Consider the following 18,658-nt stretch of genomic DNA (forward strand, 5'->3'; position numbering starts at 1 on the left):
TGATTATCGCCTATCCGGTCCAGGTGCCGACCGGATACGTCTGGTTGGCCAGCCACCCCGGCAGCAGGTTCCGCGCGAACGGGTCACCCAGGTCCTCGCTGGTCCCGCCGGGCAGGGAGCTCACCGACCGCCAGCCCGACGCCTCGGCCTGAGCCACGAACCGGCGCGCCGGCACGAGGCCGAGCGTGAACTTGGCCGGCGTGTCCGCGCGCAGCGGATGACCGGCCACGTCGGGCACGTTGACGCCGCCGTCGACCGGAATGCCGGGACCGTCCGCCGGGATCGAGTACGGCGGTCCGAGCGGCGAGGTCAGCGTGATCCGGTGCAGCTTGCCCCAAAGGTAGTCGCGCTGGTCGGCCGAGTTGCCGAAGGCCGCCTTGAAGTTGTCGCTCGCGGCCAGGTCGAGGGCGTCGCCGAGGCTCTTCAGGATCAGGTGGTCTCGTCTTCGCCCGGGATCGGCCATGCCCGGCACGGCGAAGAAGTCGATGCCCGACTCGCCGACGCCGCCCCGGTCCACCAGCCGCTTCAGCGCCTGCATGGCGTGGAAGTCGCTCGTGGTCGGCCGCCCGCCGAGGTGCCGGTCGAAGACCTCGGTGATGAACCGGCCCCGCCACAGCACGTAGATCGTGGCGGCCACACTGTCATCGATCTCCCGCGGCCCGGAAAGACCGGTCGGATAGGTGTGGTTCCAGCGGCCGAGCCGGCCCGCCGCCTCGGCGATCCGTTCGTCTTTGCTTCCGGCCCGGTCGAACGCGGCCTTCACCATCGGCGCGAAATACTGCGCGTCCAGCGCGGTCGTGTCGGCCTGCATGGCGACGACGTCGTCCGCGGTGATCCCGCCCTTGCGGACCGCCGCTTTCACCATGTCGGTGATGCGTCCGCCGCGGAAACCGTTGTGGAAGAAGCTGAGGTACGAAATACCGCCATCCGGTCGCAGCTGGTTGAACATGTTGTTGTCGAAGGTGTTGCCCGTCGGATCGTTGTTGGCCGACACGATGAACCCGGCCGGCGGATTCACCACCTGGGGCATCTCGGCGAACGGCACGATCTCGTACGGCAGGGCCTGGTGCAGTTGCCGATGACGAACCGGCAGCCATTCGTTGCCGCCCGTCCCGTTCCGCAGCAGATAGGGCGGATTCCCTTGCACCTTCCCCGCTTGCAGGTCTTCGCGGATCGGCACCTCGGCGTTGGTGAAGTACGCGATAGTGCCCTTACGGTCGGCGTAGACGAAATGCTGCCCGCCCACGTCGAAATACTGGATCGCCTCACGGAAGTCGCCGACGTTGCGCGCCAGGTTGAAAAGGCGGAACGTCTCCAGCTCGGCCGTCGGCGCGAAACCGGTGTACTGCACCGAGATCCCGGCGCCGGCCACCGCGTCGTACGTCAGAAGCGGCCCGTTGTTGCGCCGCGGCACGATGAGCGTCCGCGCCGGAACGGCACCACCCGGAGGCACGACCTCGAGCGTGTCCATGGCCGTGCGCGGATTGACCCGGAACGTCTCCGGAATGGCCGTGACCGATTCCCGCCGGCCCTGATAAACCGTCGACAGGCCGCTGGGCGAGGAGGCGTCGGCTTCGACCTTTTCGGCGTACGTGTCGGTGACGTCCATGAAATGCTGGGTCGCGCCGTAGGCGATGTCCCGGTTCTGCCCCAGAATCACGAAGGGGGTGCCCGGCAGGCTGTCTCCCTGCACGTCGAAGCCACCACCGCGCAGGTCGATCGGGTGGAAGACGGACGGCGCCTCCACGCTCAGATGCGGGTCGCTGGCCAGAATGGGCCGCCCGTTCGCGGTGTGCCGGCCGCCGATGACCCACGAGTTGGAGCCGCGGTCCCCGTCACGGTTGAGCGCCGACGCGATGAGTGACACCCGCTCGGCCTTGCCGAGATAATCGGCCGCCATCCGGCTCACCGACTCCGGCAATTCAACGGCCGCGAGTTGCGGTGCTTTACCCGGCCGCGTCGTCGCATCGGCCACCGGCGAGGCGGTCGAGAACGGCGCGAACGGCATCAGATCCCCGAAGACCACCTTCTGCCCGTCCTTGCCGGCCGCGTCATACGTCCGTACGGCATTGGTCCGATCGAGGTCCAGATCGAACGACAGGCTGAACGCCAGCGATTTGATGACGACAAGACTGTCCACCTCGGTCCACGGCGCCACCTTGGTGACCCGTACGGCCCGGTATTGCCCCGGAAGTTTCCCCCGGGCAAGCCAGTCGTTGACCCCGTCGGTGTACGCCTCCAACGCGGCCCGCGTCTCTTTCGAAAGCAGCTGAAGCCCTCCCTCGGCCGACCGCCGCAGCCCCAGAGCCCGCATCTGCACATCACTGCCCAGCGCGCTGCTCCCGATCAGTTCAGCCAGCGTCCCCGAAGCCCGCCGCCGCGACACGTCCATCTGAAACATCCGGTCCTCGGCGTGCACCATGCCTTGCAGATAGAACAGTTCCCGCTGGCTACCGGCCCGCACATGGGACACCCCATAGACGTCCTTCTCCACCGTTCCGCCGCGCGGCGGAACCCCACTGATCAGCCCTCCGACAAGCGCCGCCAGAGCGAAATAAGGCCTGAGCATGAACGACTCCCCCTTGAATCGCCGACATCAGACCTCGTTCGAACCGACCATCCACTCAGACGGATACAGTGACGCGCGTCACAGGCCGGCGACCAGCCGCCGATGGGTGTCGTCGAGCTCCGCGGCGCTGACCTCCGAGTCGACCCGGGCGAAGTCGAAGTCGGCCATGGACCAGGCCGGAAAGACATGTACGTGCGCATGCGGCACCTCGAACCCGGCCACGACCAAGCCCACCCGGGGCGCGCCGAAGACCCGCTTGATCGCCGCCCCGATCGTCCCCGCCACCCCCATGACCTCGGCCAGCAGATCAGGTGCGAGCTCCGTCCAGTCGTCCACCTCGTCGCGGGGCACCACGAGCGTGTGCCCGGGCCCGAGCGGAGCAATGGTCAGAAACGCCACCACCCGTTCCCCCTCCCAGACGATCCGCCCGGGAAGCTCACGGTTGATGATCTGCGTAAAGAGCGTGGGCACGCGACGATCCTTCCTTCCGACATCGCAATTCAACTCATCGATAGCATCCCCGCATGTCCGACTACCGGGATACGCGAGGCCCTGAACGGCTTCCTCGATTCTCAGCGCAAGATGCTGATCGAGACGATTGAAGGTCTCGACGACGCCGCGACCCGGACGGCGCCGACATACAGGTCGACGAGAGCGACACCGTCCACCACTGGATCGCGTACTACCGCGAGCAGATCGAGCAGTCCCGGGCCTGAAAGGCTCTTCGCCCCCTCGACCAGTGAAGTGCACACGACCGATGCAGACATGAAGGACACTCCAAGTGCATAAGGATGAGCATCGCATCGCGGGGCTTCGACGGCTGCATGAGTTGATCACGCCCGAGATCGCTTGGGAGTTGGCCGAGCCGTACGGCGACCAAATCGTGTTTCCCGGCCGGGTCGAGACGGACACTCCTGACGACCATGACCGGCGTTTCCCCGGGTGGCCCGGCTCTGTCGTGACGATCTCGGTCGAAAATCAGGGCGTGTGCGCCTGGGGCGTGCCGATGGATGTGGCAGAGCCGCCAGTCATCGTCGGCGGCGGAATCAAGACGAGCGCCGGTTCGGTCCGGGACACGACCGGCCAGTGTGACTGGTGGATGTCGAACCCCGACCCCGAGCAGCTCACCCTCGACGCCGAGAACCTCATCAACCAGTTCGACCTGGACACCATCGTCTCAGCGAACTCCGCCAGCGAGGACATCGAGCAACGCCTGCGGGCATCGCCGCATCGTCCGATTCCTTGATCATCTAGGCCGAGCGGACCATGGTGCGGGCGCGGGCGGCGTCGATAGCGTGTGGCCGGTTCGTGCGCGCATTTCGGGGAGCAGACGGTGGAGAACGAGATCCAGCTGATCAGTGACGGCGATGGCCTGGCGGTCATCGGGCATCCGGCGGCTGTGGAGCGTTTCCTCACCGCCGAGCGGCTTCCGTCGAAGGATCTCGGGCTGAAACGGCTCGGCTCGGCCCTCGGCACCGGGTCCAAATCGTCAAGGCCGGCTCCGAGGCGGCCGAGCATTCCGGCCGCTGGGTGCAGCTGACCGCCGAGTCGGCTCAGGCGATGAAGAAGTACAACCTGATGACCGGCTCCCGCGACGGTGTCGGCCGTGCGGTGCTGACCGACCACGGGAAGATCACCGGCCTGCTCGAGATCGTGAAGACGCCCGGCGCAATGCTGACCAACCCGGCGATGCTGAGCGGCGCCGCCGGGCTCATGGCGCAACTCGCGATGAAGCAGACCATGGAGGAGATCACCGAATATCTCGCCGTGATCGACGCCAAGGTCGACGCCGTGCTCCGGGCCCAGACCGACGCCGTGGTGGCCGACATGATCGGGGTGGAGCTCGTCGTCGACGAGGCCCTGACGATCCGCGACCGGGTGGACCGCGTCTCCGAGATCACCTGGTCGAAGGTGCAGGCCACGCCGGTGTCGCTGGCCCGGACCCAGGCGTACGCGCTGCGGCAGCTCGACGGCATCGCTCAGAAGCTGGAGACGGCGAACGTCGGTGACCTGGCCAAGGCGTCCAAGGAAGCCGAGACCAAGGTCGGCGAGTGGCTCTCCGTCCTGGCCCGCTGCTTCCAGCTGCAGGACGCGGTCGCCGTGCTCGAACTCGACCGGGTGCTGGACGCGTCGCCGGAGGAACTGGACGAGCATCGTGTCGCCATCCGCATCGCCCGGCAGAACCGCCTCGACCTGATCGCCGGCACCACCAAGACCTTGCTGGAACGGATGGACAGGGCGGCCGGCACGGCCAATGCGAAGGTCCTGCTGAATCCGTCCAGCTCCCGCGCCGTGGTGCACTCGACCAACCACATCGCCTCCGGCGTCGTCGCCTTCAACGAGCGCCTGGGCATCGAACGCGACCACAAGTCCCGGGACGCCCGCCGCTGGCTCGACGCGGCCGCCGAAGTCCGCGACAAGGTCCTCGACACCGGCGCCGACGTCAAGGACAAGGTCCTGGAAACCGGCGCCGAAGGCGTAGGAGCCGCCGGCCGCTTCGGCAGGGGAGCCTTCGGCCGAGCAAAGTCGGTGATCGGCAAGGCACAGCGCCAGCTGGGAAGCAAAGAGGAGTCCTGAGGCTCAGCCGGCTACCGGCCTCCTCCGCCGAGATCTCCTGATGTCCAGGAAGATCAGCACACCGAGCCCCGCCAACGGAATCGAGCAGCCCAGGTTGGCGAAGACGGCGCTCATCGCCTGGTCCTCGGATACCTTGCCGTCAGCGTCCGTCCAGCCTCCTTCGATGGTGACGCCGATCGCGGCGATCTCCATCAGGAGAAGCACGCCGGCTGCCACGTAGAGCGCGACCCGGAGCGTGGTACGGATGACGGCGATGCGACGAACGCGCTTCCGGGCGGCAACCAGGTCGCCGATCGTGGCGTCGGCCAGCAGTGCTCCCGGTTTCAGCCAGGCGGCGGGCTGTCTCAGCCAAGACTCGAACGACGGCCGGTCAGGCGGAAGAACTCGCGTGGCGATGGCTTCCCGCCACGCGTCATACATGCCTTTGCCCAAGCCCTCGACATAGCTCGGAGACGGAGTAGAGGCCGATCCGGGTGGCCCGCCGAGGTGTTCAGCGAGCTCGGCCAACCACGGTAAGGCCGTTTGCCGGGACTGCCACCAAGGCGCGAGCCAACGGAGGACATCGAAACCGTTGGCGATCAAGCTGTCGAGGGCGCCGAGTGGAATCCTGGTGACGACGCGAGCGCCGTCAAGCTCTCCTTGACGACGTTCGACGTCGGGCGTTCGCGGAGTTGGTGCGCTTCGTGGCTCCGTCCCGCCCTCGGGTTGGGGCGCCTCCGGTGGATCGAGTCGATCGTCGAGTCCGGCGCCGGGCGTTTCTCCGATGGCCTTCAGGAGGGCCTCACGGATCTGACTGATCGCGTCGTTGCTGGAATTGGCGAAAGAAATCGAGTCGTCGTCGGTCATGGACGGCCGACCGGCGTTCGCGCCGAACCGAACCACGGGCGCGGGGGTGACGCCGGGGCGCAGTACCTGGATGAACCCGTGGTTCCAGCGGGTCGCGGCCTTCACCGCCACGCCGGACAGCTGGCTGACGTGGTAGCGGCGCTCCCCCTTGTAGATGTGGCCGACACCGTCCTTGCCGATCACCACCCACTCGCCGTCGAACGAGATGTAGCCGAGGACGCCGCGCGCGGAAAGGAGGGGCAGACGTGAAATCTCGGTCAGCTTCGTGCCACGTGGAGCGTCGGCTACGACGAGGGCTCCTTCCCCTTCGCCAAGACGGAGAGGACGTTGGGGCGACGGTCCGCGAGTCACTTCCTCGTGAATGTGCTCGTACAGTTCGTCCACGGTGATGCGGCCGTCACGATTGCGGTCGGCGGCACCAGAGGCGATGCCTTTGACCAACGCATCGGTGAAGTACGACGGCCGTACAACAGCGGATTCCTCGTCCTCGAAGCTGGCTTCGGAGTCGCCGGAGGCGGTGAGCACGGCGAGACCGGAACCTCGAGGCAGATCCTGTATCAGGGTCTCGACGTTCGGGCCGACCGATCGGGCTCTCATCCCTTTGATGAACCTACCGCTGAAGCAGCAGTCGACCAAAACGAGCGTGGCCTTCGACCGGCTCGAATAGATGCAGTCCCGCACCCACTCGGCCGAGACCGCCGTGGCGCCGAGGAAGGCTTTGTCCGTATCGGCGAAGGCGAAATAGAGCCGTCCCCTCCGGTCCTGCACGCCGTGGCACGAGAAGTAGAGCAGGTTCATCTCATCGGACACGCCCGCGTGGGCGAAAAACCGCTCGATCTCGAGGCGAGCCTCCTGGCTCGTGCAGTCGCGCTTCGCCGACACCTCGTAGCGGCAAAGGTCGGGATGGCTCAACACGCCGGCGAGCTCGTCCACGTCCCGGCGTGGCGAGCGCAACGGCGCCAGCGAGGGATCGGCGAAGGTGCCGCAGCCGAGCAGGAGCGCCCGGCGCTTCGGCGCGTTCCTGGTCATGGCTTCGTGTCGAGCCGCCGAAGGTAGGCGGCGACCAACTCGTCTCGTTCCGATCGGGTGACCCGGCCGCGGAAGCGCTGCCCGTCGACCTCGATTTCGACGTCGCTGGGCTGACGGCTCAGCCAGGAGGCGACGATCGTCATCAAGCTCTCCACCACCGTCGGCGCAAGCGCGACCACTAGCGCGCCCGCCGCAAGTACCTCACCGGACTTGGCTCCTGCCTGCGCCGCTCCTGTTATTTCCTGCCGAACGTCGTCGACGTCGGTGTCGAGGAGTGCCTCGCGCAGATTCTGCGCGAGATCGTCGAGGTCTTCCGCCTCAGCGCCCGGACACCGAATTCGCACGCTGACCGTCGCTGGCTCCATGGATCAACCCAATTCGGTAAATGATCATCAATGGTGCAGTACGACGACACTAGTCATCCAGTAGGAGGAATGCCTCAGCCGGACGGCCTATCTCCGAGGTAACTCACTCGGTCAGGTGAGCGCCGATCTCGGTCTCGCTGACGCGGGTGGGCTCGAGGACCCGGTGGAGGAACTCTCGTGTGCGGGCCTCTCGGGGCTTGTTGAAGACCTCGGCCGGTGGGCCCTGCTCGACGATGACGCCGGCGTCCATGAAGACCACCCGCGAGGCCACCTCTCGGGCGAAGGCCATCTCGTGTGTCACCACCAGCATGGTCATGCCGTCGGCGGCCAAGCCTCGCATGACGGCCAGGACCTCGCCCACCAGCTCCGGGTCCAGGGCGCTGGTCGGCTCGTCGAACAGCATCAGCTTCGGGTCCATGGCCAGGGCGCGGGCTATCGCCACCCGCTGCTGCTGGCCGCCGGAGAGCTGGGCCGGGTACGACGCCGCCTTGTCGGTCAGGCCCACCCGGTCGAGGTTGGCCGTCGCTATGCGGGTGGCGTCGGCGCGGTTGCGCTTGAGGACGCGGCGCTGGGCTATCGTCACGTTCTCGCGGACCGTCAGGTGGCCGAACAGGTTGAACTGCTGGAAGACCATGCCGATGCCGCGGCGTACCTCGTCGATGTCGGTGTCGGGGTCGGTGACCTCGACGCCGGCCACCCGGATCGAGCCGGAGGTGGGCTCCTCCAGCAGGTTGACGCAGCGCAGCAGCGTCGACTTGCCCGAGCCGGACGGGCCGATCACACAGACCACCTCGCCCGGCTCGACCTTCAGGTCGATGCCGCGCAGCACCTCCAGCTTGCCGAACGACTTGTGCAGTTCAGCGATCTCGATGGTGGACATCGTCAGGTCACCTCTCCCTCGCGGCCCGGCGCTCCAGCGCCCGGACCACCTGTGACAGCGGCAGGGTGATCACCAGGTACAGCAGGCCGGCCACGACCAGCGGAGTCGGGTTGACCTTGGTGTTGAGGGTGTCGCCCGCGAACTTGGTCAGCTCGATCGTGGCCGGGGTGACGCCCAGGACGTACACCAAAGAAGTGTCTTTTGTCAGAAGGATTATCTCGTTGGTCAGCGGCGGGATCACGATGCGGAAGGCCTGCGGCAGCACGATCGAGACCATCGCCCGGGTGTGCGACATGCCGAGGGTTCGTGCCGCCTCGAGCTGGCCTTTGGGTACGGCCTGGATGCCGGCGCGGATCGTCTCGGCCATGTACGCGGCGGCGGTCAGGCCGAGGCCGACGGTGACCGATCCGTACACCCCGCCCGGAATCTCCCGATCGGGGAAGGCCAGTGGCACGCCGTAGCCGACCATGAAGAGCACGAGCAGGGCGGGAAGACCGCGGAACAATTCGATGTACGCCGTCGCGGCCCACCGGTACGGCAGGATCGACGAGAGTCGCATCAGCGCCAGGACCAGCCCCAGCGTCAGGCCGAAGACGAAGGCCAGCAGGGTGTAGATGATGGTGTTCCGCAGCGCGACCGTGATCGCCTCGGGGAACATGCCGCGCGCGATGTCGCCGCGGAAGAACGCGTCGGAGAGGCGATCCCAGTCGGCCGCGGTGACCACGACCAGGATGGCCGCGACGAAGACGGCGTAGCCGGCGACGCGGACGAGCCGCTGTCGCCGGCGGCGGCTGAGTTTCATCAACTGGCCGGCTTCTCGCCGATCCATTCCTTATAGATTTTGTCGTACGTCCCGTCGGACCGCGCGGACGCAAGGGCCTCGTTCACGCTCTTCAGCAGCTCGGTGTTGCCCTTCTTGACCGCGAACCCGTACTGCTCGCCGGTGTCGAACCCAGCCGCGACGACCGCCTTGCCCGGGTTGGCCTTGATGTACTCGTTCCAGACCGGCAGGTCGTTGACCGCGGCCGCGACCTGATTGGTGGCCAGCGCCTGCTGCAGCGCGGCCAGGTCCCGGTAGGAGACGACTTCGACCTTCAGGCCCTTCTGTTTGACCTGGGCGTTGATGTACTCCTCGCCGGTGGTGCCGCCCTGCACGCCGAGGCGCTTGCCGGCGAGCTCCTCCAGCGTCTTGACCTCTTTGCCGGTCTGGGTGGCCAGCGCCTGGGTGGCGTCGAAGTACGGGTCGGAGAAGTCGATGACCTTCTTGCGCTCATCGGTGATCGTCATGCCGGCCGCGGCGACATCGCACTTGCCGGAGTTGAGGTCGGCCCCCGACTTGATCCCCTCGAACGGCGTGTCCACGATCTCCTGCTTCACCGACAACTTGGCGGCGACCAGGTCGATCAGAGCAACGTCGAAGCCGACGACTTTGCCGCTGTCGTCCTTCGACTGGAACGGCGCGTACGGAAGGTGCGTGCACGTGGTCAGAACGCCGGATTTCACCAGCGCCACGCCGCTTTCGGTGGTGCTCCCGGTGTCCTTCTTGGCGCAGCCGGAGGCTGCGAGCATCGCGACGGCCACCAGCGCGACCGCCGCACGGGCATGTCCCAGCTTCTTCATGGGAGCCAGAGTAATTCATCTCGATCAATAACGCGCCGCCCGGAGCCCGCTCGCCCGATCGACTGACAACGATGTCGGCGGGGCGTCAGATGATCGAGGGCGGAAAGAGGTCGTGCCCGTCCCACGGATCGACCGGCTCCGAGTAGGGAGACTCCGCCGGCTTGGACTCACCGTCCGGCCGTCCACGCGCGGCCTCGGCACGGCCAGAGTCGGCGCGGCCAGAGTCGGCGCGGCCAGAGTCGGCGCGGGCGGACTCGACGCGTGTGGGGTCCAGCGGCGCGGGCTTGCCGTGGGCGGATTCCGCACGACCGGACTCGACCCGCGTGGAGTCGAGCGGCGCGGGCTTACCTTGGGCCGATTCCGCACGGCCGAACTCGACCCGCGTCGGGTCAGGCGGTGCCGGCTCAGTGCGGGTGCGGTCGATCGGCGCCGGCCCGGGGTGGGCCGGATCAAAGGACGAAAGATCGACGCGGGGCAGGCCGCCGGAAGAGGCGCCGACGCTGGGCGGGCCGGCAGACGAAGGGTCGACGCGGGCCGGGCCGGCAGACGAGGGGTCGACGCGGGTGGGTTCGACGCGGGCACGGGCGGGCTCGGCCCGAGTCGGGTTGGCGGGCTCGGCGCGGGCGAAGGAAGCGGGCGAAGCCGCAGAAGACCAGGTAGACGCAGAGGACGAGGCAGGCGCAGAGAAAGCGGCAGGCGCAGGTGAAGGCGTAGAGAAGGAGGTAGGGGCAGGTGCGGGGATGGTGTCGCTGGGGGCGGGCTGGGAGAGGCGGGCCCGTTCGGCGTTGAGGCGGCTGCGGGCGGACTCGAAGACCGGGCCGGTGAGGCCGGACAGCGGGTCGCCCTGCCAGAGGGCCGAGGCACGGGAGACGTCACCGCTGGCCGCGGCGGCCCGGAAGGTGGCGACGTCCAGCGCGTTCTCGTCGGGGCGCAGCACGTAGCCCGCGTCGGTCAGGGCGATCAAAGACGGCCCCAGGGCGCGGCGCAGGCCGCCGATGAAGCGGTACACCGCGCCGACCGCGTTCGGGGGCGGGTCGCCGCTCCACAGGGCCGTGATGATCTGGGGCACCGTCACCGGGTGGCCGTCGTGCAGGAGCAGCAGGGCCAGCAGCGCATGCTGTTTCGGCGGCCCGAGGTCCACCGGAGCGGCGTCTCGGTAGGCGCGGACCGGGCCGAGGATCTCGAACCGTACGCCCATGGCATGGACTTTATCGGTCTCCTGGTCGGCCGCCGAGGGCGGCAGCCGCATCCTCCCCATACGTGCGCTGCCCGCGTAGCACGATCAGGCTTCCGACGATCAAGGGCAACAGCACGACGGTGTACGCCCATCGCAGCGACCCGGTCGCATCCGAGGCGATGCCGATGAGCCACGGGCCGAGCGCCCCGCCCAGCGTGACCAGCAGTTGCAGCACCGCGAAGCCCAGGCCCCGGCGGTGCGCCGCCACCACGTCGGCGTTGGCCGCCGTCAGGTTGGCGATGGCCCCGGCGAAGCCCGCGTTGGCCAGGGTGAAGCAGATCGCCTGCGGCACCAGCGCCGGCACGCTGACCGCGCCGGCCAGGAAGACCGTACCGAGCAGCAGCGACCAGCCGCCGATCGCCACCCGCCGCTCATGGTGGCGGTCGCCGATCCAGCTGCCGGCCAGGATGCCGGCCACGATCCCGACCAGGCCCGCCCCTCCCCCGACGGCCGCCGCCGACGCCTCGGGCAGGCCGAACTCGCGGGCGTAGAACGACGGCATCCAGAAGAACAGGCCGCCGAGCCCGAAGAACAGGATGCTCAGCCCGGTGATCACCGAGCGCAGGGTGCGGATGCGCAGCAGGGTGACCAGCTGTTCCCGCATCGGAAGTGCTGGCGAGGGCGCATTGACCGAGGCAGGGCCCGTATCGCCGTACCACCGGGAAAGATCGTCTCCGACGCCCCGGACCGGCTCGCGGACCGTGAGCACGAGAAGCGCGATGATCACGCCCGGGACGGCGATCAGGAAGAACCCGGTGCGCCACCCCACGGTCTGCGCGAGGGCGCCGCCGGCGATGACGCCGATCGGGAGCCCGGCGAAGTACGCCATCCGCTCGTAGCCGTACGCGCGCGCCCGCCCCGGACCCGGATAGAGATCGCCGAGCAGGCTGGACGACGGCGGGTTGTAGAGCTGTCCGGCCGCCCCGAGCAGCACCCGAACGGCGAACAGCGTGGCGTACGAGCCGGCCAGCCCGGTCCCGACGGTGAGCAGCGCCCAGACGGCGACGATGGCGGCGATCGTCCACGTGCGCTTGCCGGTGTCGGCGAGTTTGCCGGCCGGCAGCAGCAGGATGATCGCGGCCAGCGCCCCGGCGGTGGCGATGGCGCCGCCCGCGCTGTCGCTGAAGCCGAACTCCTCCTGGATCGTCGGGAGGGCCCCGGCCAGCAGGTTGTACTCGATCCGGTCGATGGCCGCCACGAGGGCCACGCAGATCGCCGGCCACCACCCGAACGGCGCCCCGCTGCCGCGCCGCACGGCGACCGGTGGCCGTCCGGCGTGGACGGTGACCCGCCTGATCTGCTCGGACTCATCGGTGACCGCCATCCCGGCACCCTACCTTTTGGAAACGCCGTTCCACCAGAGGATACGGACCCACGTGCGATATGTTCGAGGGGTGGCTCGTGGCGAGCTTGCCGACGCGGTGGCCGACATCTACGGCGACCTGCGACTGGAGGCTGTGCTGCGAAGCCTGCTGCGGCACACCGGCGCGGCCGCGGGCAGCGTCTCGCTGATCGACGCCGGGGCCGGGCTTTACACCAAGGCCGCCGAATACGGGGCGTTCTGCCGGCTGGGTGACACGTTTCCCCTGGATGAGGGGGCGACCGGGCGCGCGTACGCGCGGCGGCGGCCGGTGGTGATCCCCGAGTACGGGCAGTTGCGCTCCGGGCATCTGGTCTCGGCCGACCGGGTTCGGCGCGGATCGGCGGCGGCGGTGCCCATCTGGTGGCGCGGCGAGGTGATCGCGGTCTGCGTGGTCTTCGCGCCCTCGTTCACCACCCGCGACGTGGACGACCTGGAGACGCTCACGCAGGCGGCCGCGGCGGCGATCGTCCGGACCGCCCGCTTCGGCCGGCCTTCACCGGCCCCGCCGGTCACCGCCCGCTTCGCCGAGCTGCCGCCGGTGAAGCCGCCGCCGCTGACCGCGCGCGAGGCCGGCGTGCTCGAGCTGATGCGGCAGGGCCTCACGTACCGCGAGATCGCGTCCCGGCTCGGCCTCTCTCCCAAGACCGTCGAGAAGCACGTCGGCGCGGTCATCCGCAAGACCGGCACCCGCAACCGTACGGCCGCGGTGGTCACGGCCTTGGAGAGCGGCTGGGTGGGGGATTCACCCCATACCGCTTCCGGGTGATCGGTGGCTTGACTGGGCTCATGCCCGTCGTGCCGATGAAAGAGATCCTCGATCGCGCGCTGGCCGGCCGTTACGGCGTCGGCGCCTTCAACATCGTCAACGATCTGAGCGCCGAGGCGGTGCTCGCGGCCGCCGTCGAGGAGCGCGCGCCGGTCATCCTGCAAACCTCGGTCAAGACCGTTTTGATGTACGGCCGGAGGCAGCTCCACGACATCGTCCACGCGCTCGCCCGCGACGTCGACGTGCCGGTCACCCTGCACCTGGACCACTGCCCCGACCGTACGGTCATCTCGGACTGCCTGGCCGGAGGCTGGAATTCGGTGCTGTTCGACGCGCATGAGCTCGACGTCGCGGAGAACCTCAGGCAGACCACGGAGGTGGTCGCGGAGGCCCGGCGCACGGGCGCGCACGTCGAGGGCGAGATCGAGGGCATCCAGGGTGTCGAGGACGACATCGGCTCGGACGAGGCGTCCCGCATCCAGTCGCTCGAGGTGGCGGTCGACTTCATCAAGCACACCGGGGTGGACTGTTTCGCACCGGCGATCGGCAACGCGCACGGGCAGTACAGGCAGGCGCCCACGTTGGACGCGCAGCGGGTCAGCGACCTGGTGGCGGCGACCGGCGTGCCGATGGCCCTGCACGGTGGCACCGGCCTGTCCGACGACCAGTTCACCGACCTGATCGCGCGTGGCTGCGCGAAGGTGAACATCTCGACGGCGCTGAAGGAAAGCTACATGCAGTCTTCGCTGGCGTTTTTGAAGGACGCCGCCGAGCGGAACAAATGGGATCCGCCAGCGCTGTTCCGGCATCAGCGGGCCGCGGTGATGGAGATGGCCCAGCGGCACATCCGGCTTTTCGGCGGGGCGGGGCGGGCATGGTGACCGCGCTCGTCTTCGACTGCGACGGGGTGCTGGCCGACACCGAGCGCCACGGCCACCTGCCGGCGTTCAACGCCACGTTCGAGCGTTTCGGGCTTCCGGCGCATTGGAGCGAGAAGGAGTACGGCGAGAAGTTACGGATCGGCGGCGGCAAGGAACGAATGGCGAGCCTGTTCGACGATCCGGCGTTCGCCGCGGCGGTGGGCGATTCCGACCGTACGGAAAAGCTGGTGACCTGGCATAAAGCCAAGACCGCGGCGTTCAAGAAATTGGTGGCCGAGGGCCGCATTCCGACGCGCCCGGGAATCGCCCGCATCATCCGGGCCGCCCTGGCGGAAGGGTGGACCGTGGCGGTGGCGTCGACGTCGGCCGAGGAGTCGGTGCGGGCGGTCCTGGAGAACGCGATCGGCCCCAATCAGGTGCCGGTGTTCGCGGGCGACATCGTGCCGGCGAAGAAGCCGGACCCGGCCATCTACCAGTTGACGATCGACCGGCTGGGCCTGTCCCCGAGCGACACGTTGGTCATCGAGGACTCCCGAAACGGCCTGCTGTCGGCGACCGGCGCCGGCCTGAAATGCCTGGTGACGGTGAACGGCTACACCCGGGACGAGGACTTCTCGGAGGCCACGCTGGTGGTCTCGGAGCTGGGTGACCCCGGCCGCCCTCCGATCGAGGTGCTGGCCAACCGGGCCGCGGCCCGTATCGGCGACTTCATCACCCTCGACGACCTGCGCGCCTGCCTGGGAGGGCGAGAATGAACACAGAGTGGGTGGTCCGAACGATCGCCGAAACAGCAATAGAGAACGAAAAGTACTTCGGCGACCTGGATTCGGTGGTAGGCGACGGCGACTTCGGCTACTCATTGGCCCGAGGCTTCGAAAAGCTCCTGGAAACGTGGGACGACCTGGACCGTTCGTCGTCGGGAGCTTTCCTCAAACGTACAGGAATGACAATCGCCTCCCGAATAGGCGGCACTTCAGGCCCCATCTGGGGAACAGCTTTCATCCGAGCCGGCGCCGCCGCAACCACCGCATCGGGCGCGGGCAGCTCGGCCGGCGCGGGCGGCTCAGCCGGCGCGGGCAGCTCAGCCGGCGCGGGCGGCTCGGATGTGGATGGTCGGGTTGTGGTGGAGATGCTGCGGGCGGCGATCGAGGGGATCAAGGCGCGCGGACAGTCGGATGTGGGCGACAAGACGTTGCTGGACGCCTTGGTGCCGTTGACGGATCGCCTTTCTCAGTCACTGAGTGAGGGCGCCTCCCCCGAGGAGGCGATCCGGGCCGCTTCGGCCGCCGCCCGGGAAGCGGCCGACGCCACCAGCGGCATGGTCGCGAAGCGGGGACGCGCTGCGTACACCGGCGAACGCAGCAGGGGCTCGGTCGACGCCGGCGCCATGGCGGTGGCGGTCATCGCCGAACGGATCAGCGAGACCTGGAAGCAAGGAGCGGCGTCGTGAAGAAGTTCGTGAACGATCCGAAGAGCTACGTCCCGGAGATGCTCGAGGGCGTGGCCTTGGCCAACCCCGGCACCCTCAGATACATCCCCGCCTACAACCTGATCATGCGCTCGGACGCCCCGTCGGAGTCGAAGGTCTCGATCGTGCAGGGTTCCGGCTCCGGACACGAGCCGGCCCACGTGATGGCGGTCGGCAAGGGCATGCTCGACGCGGCCTGCCCCGGCGACGTCTTCGCCGCCCCGCCGATGGACTACGTCTACGAGACGGCCAAGCTGCTGGCCTCCCCCATGGGCGTCCTGCTGCTGGTGAACAACTACACCGGCGACCGGATGGCCTTCGACATGGGCAAGGAGATGGCCGACGCCGACGGCATACGCTGCGAGATCCTCACGATCAACGACGACGTGGCAGTGCAGGACTCCCTCTACACGGTCGGCCGCCGGGGCGTGGCCGGCAACTTCTTCGTCATCAAGGCGGTGGGCGCCGCGGCCGAACAGGGCGCCTCCATAGACGACCTGCTCCGCATAGGCCGCAAGGTCAACGACGTCACCCGCACCATGGGCGTGGCCTTGACCGCCTGCACCCCGCCGGCCAAGGGCTCCCCGCTGTTCGAGTTGGGCGCCGACGAGATCGAGTTCGGCGTGGGCATCCACGGCGAACCGGGCCGCGAACGCCGCAAACTGGCCTCGGCCGACCAGATAGTCGACGACATGCTCGACGCCGTGGTCCCCGACCTCCCCTACGAGTCCGGCGACCGCGTAGCCCTCATGATCAACGGCTTGGGCGGCACCCCGATCAGCGAGCTCTACATCCTGTACCGCCGGGCTCACCAGCGCCTGGCCGACCGCGGCATCACCATCGGCCGCAGCTACGTCAACGAATACTGCACCTCCCTGGACATGGCCGGCGCCTCCCTGACCCTGGTACGCCTGGACGACGAGATCGAACCCCTCCTCACGGCCCCCGCCGAGGCCGCCGTCCGCATCTTCTGACCATCTCCACCCCGCTGCACCCGACTCACGGCCTCTCGGGTGCAGCGACGGTCTACGTGCCGGAGGTCGCATCGCTGCGCAGGTAGGCGAGAACGGCGAGGACACGGCGGTTGGTGTCGTCAGTGGGCGGCAGGTCGAGCTTGGCCAGGATGTTCCCGACGTGTTTGCCGACGGCCGGCTCGGAGAGAACCAGCGTTCGGGCGATGGCGGCATTCGATTGTCCTTCCGCGATCAGGGCGAGCACCTCGCGTTCCCGCGAAGAAAGCTGGACGATCGGATCACGATGGCGGCGCAGCAGCTGCCGCACCACCTGCGGGTCGACGACGGTTCCCCCGCCGACCACCTGCCGCACAGCGGCCACGAACTCCTCGACGTCGACGACCCGGTCCTTGAGGAGATATCCCACGCCGCGCCCGCCATGTGAGTCGAGCAGGTCGGCCGCATAGCCCTGCTGCACGAACTGACTCAACGCCACCACCGCCAGCCCGGGATGCTCCCGCCTCAGCTCGACCGCCGCCCGCAGCCCCTCGTCGGTGAACGACGGCGGCATCCGAATGTCGGTCAGCACCAGGTCGGGCCGGTGCTCCCGCACGGCGGCGCGCAGTGCCTCCGCGTCACCGACGGCAGCCACCACGTCGAAGCCGAACCGGCCCATCAGCCCGGTCAGCCCTTCACGCAGGAGCACGCCGTCCTCGGCGAGAACTACTCGGATCGGTCGGTCGGTCGACACAAGGGATCTCCACCCGTATCAGGGTCGGCCCGCCCGGCGGGCTCGACAGCAACATGCGCCCGTCCGCGACCGCCACGCGGTCGGCCAGGCCGGTCAGCCCGGTTCCGCGCGCCGGCTCGGCCCCGCCCTGACCGTCGTCGAGAACTTCGACGATCAGGACGCCGTCCTCCGCAACTGCCGTCACGGTGGCCGTCGCGGCCCGGCTGTGCTTGAACACATTGGTGAGCGCCTCCGCAGCCACGAAGTAGACCACCGACTCGACGCCGGGCGGCGGCCGCGCGGGCAGGTCGGCACGGACCCGCACCGGTATCGGCGCCTGGTCGGCCAGCTCTTGCAGGGCGCCCGGCAGGCCGAGCTCGGTCAGGGTCTGCGGCCTGATGCCGTGTATCAGCTCGCGAAGCTCGGCCATGAGCAGCTTGGCCTGCTCATGAGCGCCCGCCACGGCCTGACCGGCGGGCGAGTCGTCCGGCAGGTCGACGCGGGCCAGCCCGAGTTGCAGGGTCAAACTGACCAGCCGCTGCTGCGCGCCGTCGTGCAGATCGCGCTCGATGCGGCGGCGCTCGGCCTCGAACGCGTCGACGAGCCGCACCCGCGACCGCGCCACCGCGGTCAACTCGGCCCGCAGATCGGTGTCGGCGGTCGCGGAGAGCAGCAACCGCCCCACTGCCGCATGAGCGCCGGCGGTCGCCGCCAGCAGGTAGGGCACCGCGGGCAGCAGCGTGAGGCCGAACAGCGCCCACGGGAGAGCCTCGCTGACCGTCGACACCGTGCCGAGACCGAGCGAGACGGCATCGTGGCCGTCGACCAGGAACGGGCCGGCCATCGCGACGGCGATGACGACCAGCAGGATCAGCACCGCGCCGTACCAGACCGGGACGGCGCCGACCAGCAGGATCGCGTAGCAGAGGGCACGCCAGGTGGCCGCCTCGGTGTAGCGGACCCGCAGCCACGCCAGAGGCGGCGAGGCCGGCGCCGGACGGTGACCCGACCGGGTGGGCCGGGTGTCGATCAGGCCCAGCCGCCGCCGCTCCAACGCGGCCGTGGGCAGCGCCACCAGCGGCCCGATCCCGGCGATCAGCAGGCTGCCACCCAGCAGTAAAAAGGCCAACTCGACGAGCGGAGGGTCGTGCCAGGTCACGACCCGGCGCAGCAGGATGGCCCACGGCAGGCCGAGCAGCACCATCGGCACCGCGACCACGGCCGCCACGGGACCGGTGGTCAGCAGATAGGCAACGGCTCGCCACGGCCACGCGGACGCCATGAATCGGCGGTGGGTGACCGCTTCCAGCGCGGTGTGTGGCGTCGACATCTGGCCCACGGTAGTTCTCGGCCGTCCGCCGCGCGGTATGGCTA

Annotated in this window: 20 protein-coding genes; 8 read left to right on the forward strand and 12 right to left on the reverse strand. The window is 68.7% G+C overall.

Translation table 11 applies throughout. The annotated features are described in order from the left end of the window. Positions 1-10: 10 nt before the first annotated feature. The 3 genes from CRP55_RS15075 to CRP55_RS52995 form a co-directional block, all read right to left on the reverse strand. Positions 11-2,569, reverse strand: coding sequence for a penicillin acylase family protein (locus CRP55_RS15075; RefSeq protein WP_097320520.1), 2,559 nt, complete (start codon positions 2,567-2,569; stop codon positions 11-13). Positions 2,570-2,647: 78 nt separating this feature from the next. Continuing rightward, on the reverse strand, positions 2,648-3,040 hold the full coding sequence (locus CRP55_RS52990; RefSeq protein ID WP_179855173.1) for an HIT family protein: 393 nt from the start codon (positions 3,038-3,040) through the stop codon (positions 2,648-2,650). A 101-nt stretch (positions 3,041-3,141) separates the two neighbouring features. Next, the gene (locus tag CRP55_RS52995; protein ID WP_179855174.1) at positions 3,142-3,336 is read right to left on the reverse strand and encodes a hypothetical protein; all 195 of its coding nucleotides are present in this window, start codon (positions 3,334-3,336) and stop codon (positions 3,142-3,144) included. Positions 3,337-3,350: 14 nt separating this feature from the next. Between CRP55_RS52995 and CRP55_RS15085 the strand changes: the two genes are divergently transcribed. From CRP55_RS15085 to CRP55_RS15095, 3 genes are all read left to right on the forward strand, one after another. After that, positions 3,351-3,815 carry a hypothetical protein gene (locus tag CRP55_RS15085; protein WP_143234621.1) on the forward strand — a complete coding sequence of 155 codons (465 nt, stop codon included), beginning with the start codon at positions 3,351-3,353 and terminating at the stop codon, positions 3,813-3,815. An 87-nt stretch (positions 3,816-3,902) separates the two neighbouring features. Next, a complete protein-coding gene (locus CRP55_RS15090; protein ID WP_143234622.1) occupies positions 3,903-4,109 on the forward strand; it encodes a hypothetical protein in 207 nt (68 codons plus the stop codon). Then, entirely contained in the window at positions 4,100-5,146 is a 1,047-nt protein-coding gene (locus CRP55_RS15095) for a hypothetical protein (protein WP_218854465.1), read from the forward strand. Before CRP55_RS15090 ends, CRP55_RS15095 begins: the two co-directional genes overlap by 10 nt. Positions 5,147-5,149: 3 nt before the next feature. Here CRP55_RS15095 and CRP55_RS15100 read toward each other — a convergent pair whose 3' ends face one another. The 7 genes from CRP55_RS15100 to CRP55_RS15130 all read right to left on the reverse strand — a co-directional run bounded on the left by CRP55_RS15100 (position 5,150) and on the right by CRP55_RS15130 (position 12,447). After that, positions 5,150-7,021, reverse strand: a complete 1,872-nt coding sequence (locus CRP55_RS15100) for a caspase family protein (protein ID WP_097320524.1) — start codon at positions 7,019-7,021, stop codon at positions 5,150-5,152. After that, the gene (locus CRP55_RS15105; RefSeq protein ID WP_097320525.1) at positions 7,018-7,386 is read right to left on the reverse strand and encodes an effector-associated constant component EACC1; all 369 of its coding nucleotides are present in this window, start codon (positions 7,384-7,386) and stop codon (positions 7,018-7,020) included. Before CRP55_RS15105 ends, CRP55_RS15100 begins: the two co-directional genes overlap by 4 nt. A 103-nt stretch (positions 7,387-7,489) precedes the next feature. Next, entirely contained in the window at positions 7,490-8,266 is a 777-nt protein-coding gene (locus CRP55_RS15110) for an amino acid ABC transporter ATP-binding protein (protein ID WP_097320526.1), read from the reverse strand. 7 nt (positions 8,267-8,273) lie between these two features. Then, entirely contained in the window at positions 8,274-9,095 is an 822-nt protein-coding gene (locus CRP55_RS15115) for an amino acid ABC transporter permease (RefSeq protein ID WP_245923001.1), read from the reverse strand. Next, entirely contained in the window at positions 9,068-9,886 is an 819-nt protein-coding gene (locus CRP55_RS15120) for a basic amino acid ABC transporter substrate-binding protein (protein ID WP_097320528.1), read from the reverse strand. Before CRP55_RS15120 ends, CRP55_RS15115 begins: the two co-directional genes overlap by 28 nt. Positions 9,887-9,971: 85 nt before the next feature. Beyond that, entirely contained in the window at positions 9,972-11,084 is a 1,113-nt protein-coding gene (locus tag CRP55_RS15125; protein WP_179855175.1) for an AfsR/SARP family transcriptional regulator, read from the reverse strand. Between the two features lie 10 nt (positions 11,085-11,094). Next, positions 11,095-12,447, reverse strand: a complete 1,353-nt coding sequence (locus CRP55_RS15130) for an MFS transporter (RefSeq protein WP_097320530.1) — start codon at positions 12,445-12,447, stop codon at positions 11,095-11,097. 70 nt (positions 12,448-12,517) lie between these two features. Here CRP55_RS15130 and CRP55_RS53900 point away from each other — a divergent pair, with 70 nt between their 5' ends. From CRP55_RS53900 to dhaK, 5 genes are read left to right on the forward strand one after another with little or no spacing between them, the layout of a single operon-like run. Further along, positions 12,518-13,252: a helix-turn-helix transcriptional regulator gene (locus tag CRP55_RS53900; protein WP_218854468.1), complete on the forward strand. Its 735-nt coding sequence runs from the start codon at positions 12,518-12,520 to the stop codon at positions 13,250-13,252. 20 nt (positions 13,253-13,272) lie between these two features. Then, complete coding sequence (locus CRP55_RS15145; RefSeq protein WP_097320531.1) at positions 13,273-14,133, forward strand: class II fructose-bisphosphate aldolase; 861 nt, start codon at positions 13,273-13,275, stop codon at positions 14,131-14,133. Continuing rightward, complete coding sequence (locus tag CRP55_RS15150) at positions 14,127-14,888, forward strand: HAD-IA family hydrolase (RefSeq protein WP_218854471.1); 762 nt, start codon at positions 14,127-14,129, stop codon at positions 14,886-14,888. Before CRP55_RS15145 ends, CRP55_RS15150 begins: the two co-directional genes overlap by 7 nt. Beyond that, entirely contained in the window at positions 14,885-15,583 is a 699-nt protein-coding gene (dhaL, locus tag CRP55_RS15155; RefSeq protein WP_097320532.1) for a dihydroxyacetone kinase subunit DhaL, read from the forward strand. The genes CRP55_RS15150 and dhaL overlap by 4 nt, the downstream gene beginning before the upstream one ends. Then, a complete protein-coding gene (gene dhaK, locus CRP55_RS15160) occupies positions 15,580-16,575 on the forward strand; it encodes a dihydroxyacetone kinase subunit DhaK (protein WP_097320533.1) in 996 nt (331 codons plus the stop codon). Before dhaL ends, dhaK begins: the two co-directional genes overlap by 4 nt. 52 nt (positions 16,576-16,627) lie before the next feature. Here the strand turns inward: dhaK and CRP55_RS15165 are convergent, their stop codons facing one another. Both CRP55_RS15165 and CRP55_RS15170 read right to left on the reverse strand, forming a co-directional pair. Continuing rightward, the gene (locus tag CRP55_RS15165) at positions 16,628-17,230 is read right to left on the reverse strand and encodes a LuxR C-terminal-related transcriptional regulator (RefSeq protein WP_245923015.1); all 603 of its coding nucleotides are present in this window, start codon (positions 17,228-17,230) and stop codon (positions 16,628-16,630) included. 16 nt (positions 17,231-17,246) lie between these two features. Next, positions 17,247-18,614, reverse strand: coding sequence for a sensor histidine kinase (locus CRP55_RS15170; RefSeq protein WP_097320747.1), 1,368 nt, complete (start codon positions 18,612-18,614; stop codon positions 17,247-17,249). Between the last annotated feature and the right edge of the window lie 44 nt (positions 18,615-18,658).

The organism is Paractinoplanes atraurantiacus, assembly GCF_900215205.1.
GTDB lineage: Bacteria > Actinomycetota > Actinomycetes > Mycobacteriales > Micromonosporaceae > Actinoplanes > Actinoplanes atraurantiacus.

Excerpts from the sequence above, each read along its gene's own strand:
- CRP55_RS15075 (WP_097320520.1), bottom strand. The coding sequence starts at position 2,569 with ATGCTCAGGCCTTATTTCGCTCTGGCGGCGCTTGTCGGAGGGCTGATC.
- CRP55_RS15120 (WP_097320528.1), bottom strand. The coding sequence starts at position 9,886 with ATGAAGAAGCTGGGACATGCCCGTGCGGCGGTCGCGCTGGTGGCCGTC.
- dhaL (WP_097320532.1), top strand. The coding sequence starts at position 14,885 with ATGAACACAGAGTGGGTGGTCCGAACGATCGCCGAAACAGCAATAGAG.
- CRP55_RS15165 (WP_245923015.1), bottom strand. The coding sequence starts at position 17,230 with ATGGGCCGGTTCGGCTTCGACGTGGTGGCTGCCGTCGGTGACGCGGAG.
- CRP55_RS15145 (WP_097320531.1), top strand. The coding sequence starts at position 13,273 with ATGCCCGTCGTGCCGATGAAAGAGATCCTCGATCGCGCGCTGGCCGGC.
- CRP55_RS15130 (WP_097320530.1), bottom strand. The coding sequence starts at position 12,447 with ATGGCGGTCACCGATGAGTCCGAGCAGATCAGGCGGGTCACCGTCCAC.
- CRP55_RS15105 (WP_097320525.1), bottom strand. The coding sequence starts at position 7,386 with ATGGAGCCAGCGACGGTCAGCGTGCGAATTCGGTGTCCGGGCGCTGAG.
- CRP55_RS15125 (WP_179855175.1), bottom strand. The coding sequence starts at position 11,084 with ATGGGCGTACGGTTCGAGATCCTCGGCCCGGTCCGCGCCTACCGAGAC.
- CRP55_RS15100 (WP_097320524.1), bottom strand. The coding sequence starts at position 7,021 with ATGACCAGGAACGCGCCGAAGCGCCGGGCGCTCCTGCTCGGCTGCGGC.
- CRP55_RS15150 (WP_218854471.1), top strand. The coding sequence starts at position 14,127 with ATGGTGACCGCGCTCGTCTTCGACTGCGACGGGGTGCTGGCCGACACC.
- CRP55_RS15110 (WP_097320526.1), bottom strand. The coding sequence starts at position 8,266 with ATGTCCACCATCGAGATCGCTGAACTGCACAAGTCGTTCGGCAAGCTG.
- CRP55_RS15170 (WP_097320747.1), bottom strand. The coding sequence starts at position 18,614 with ATGTCGACGCCACACACCGCGCTGGAAGCGGTCACCCACCGCCGATTC.
- CRP55_RS52995 (WP_179855174.1), bottom strand. The coding sequence starts at position 3,336 with ATGTCTGCATCGGTCGTGTGCACTTCACTGGTCGAGGGGGCGAAGAGC.
- CRP55_RS15115 (WP_245923001.1), bottom strand. The coding sequence starts at position 9,095 with ATGGATCGGCGAGAAGCCGGCCAGTTGATGAAACTCAGCCGCCGCCGG.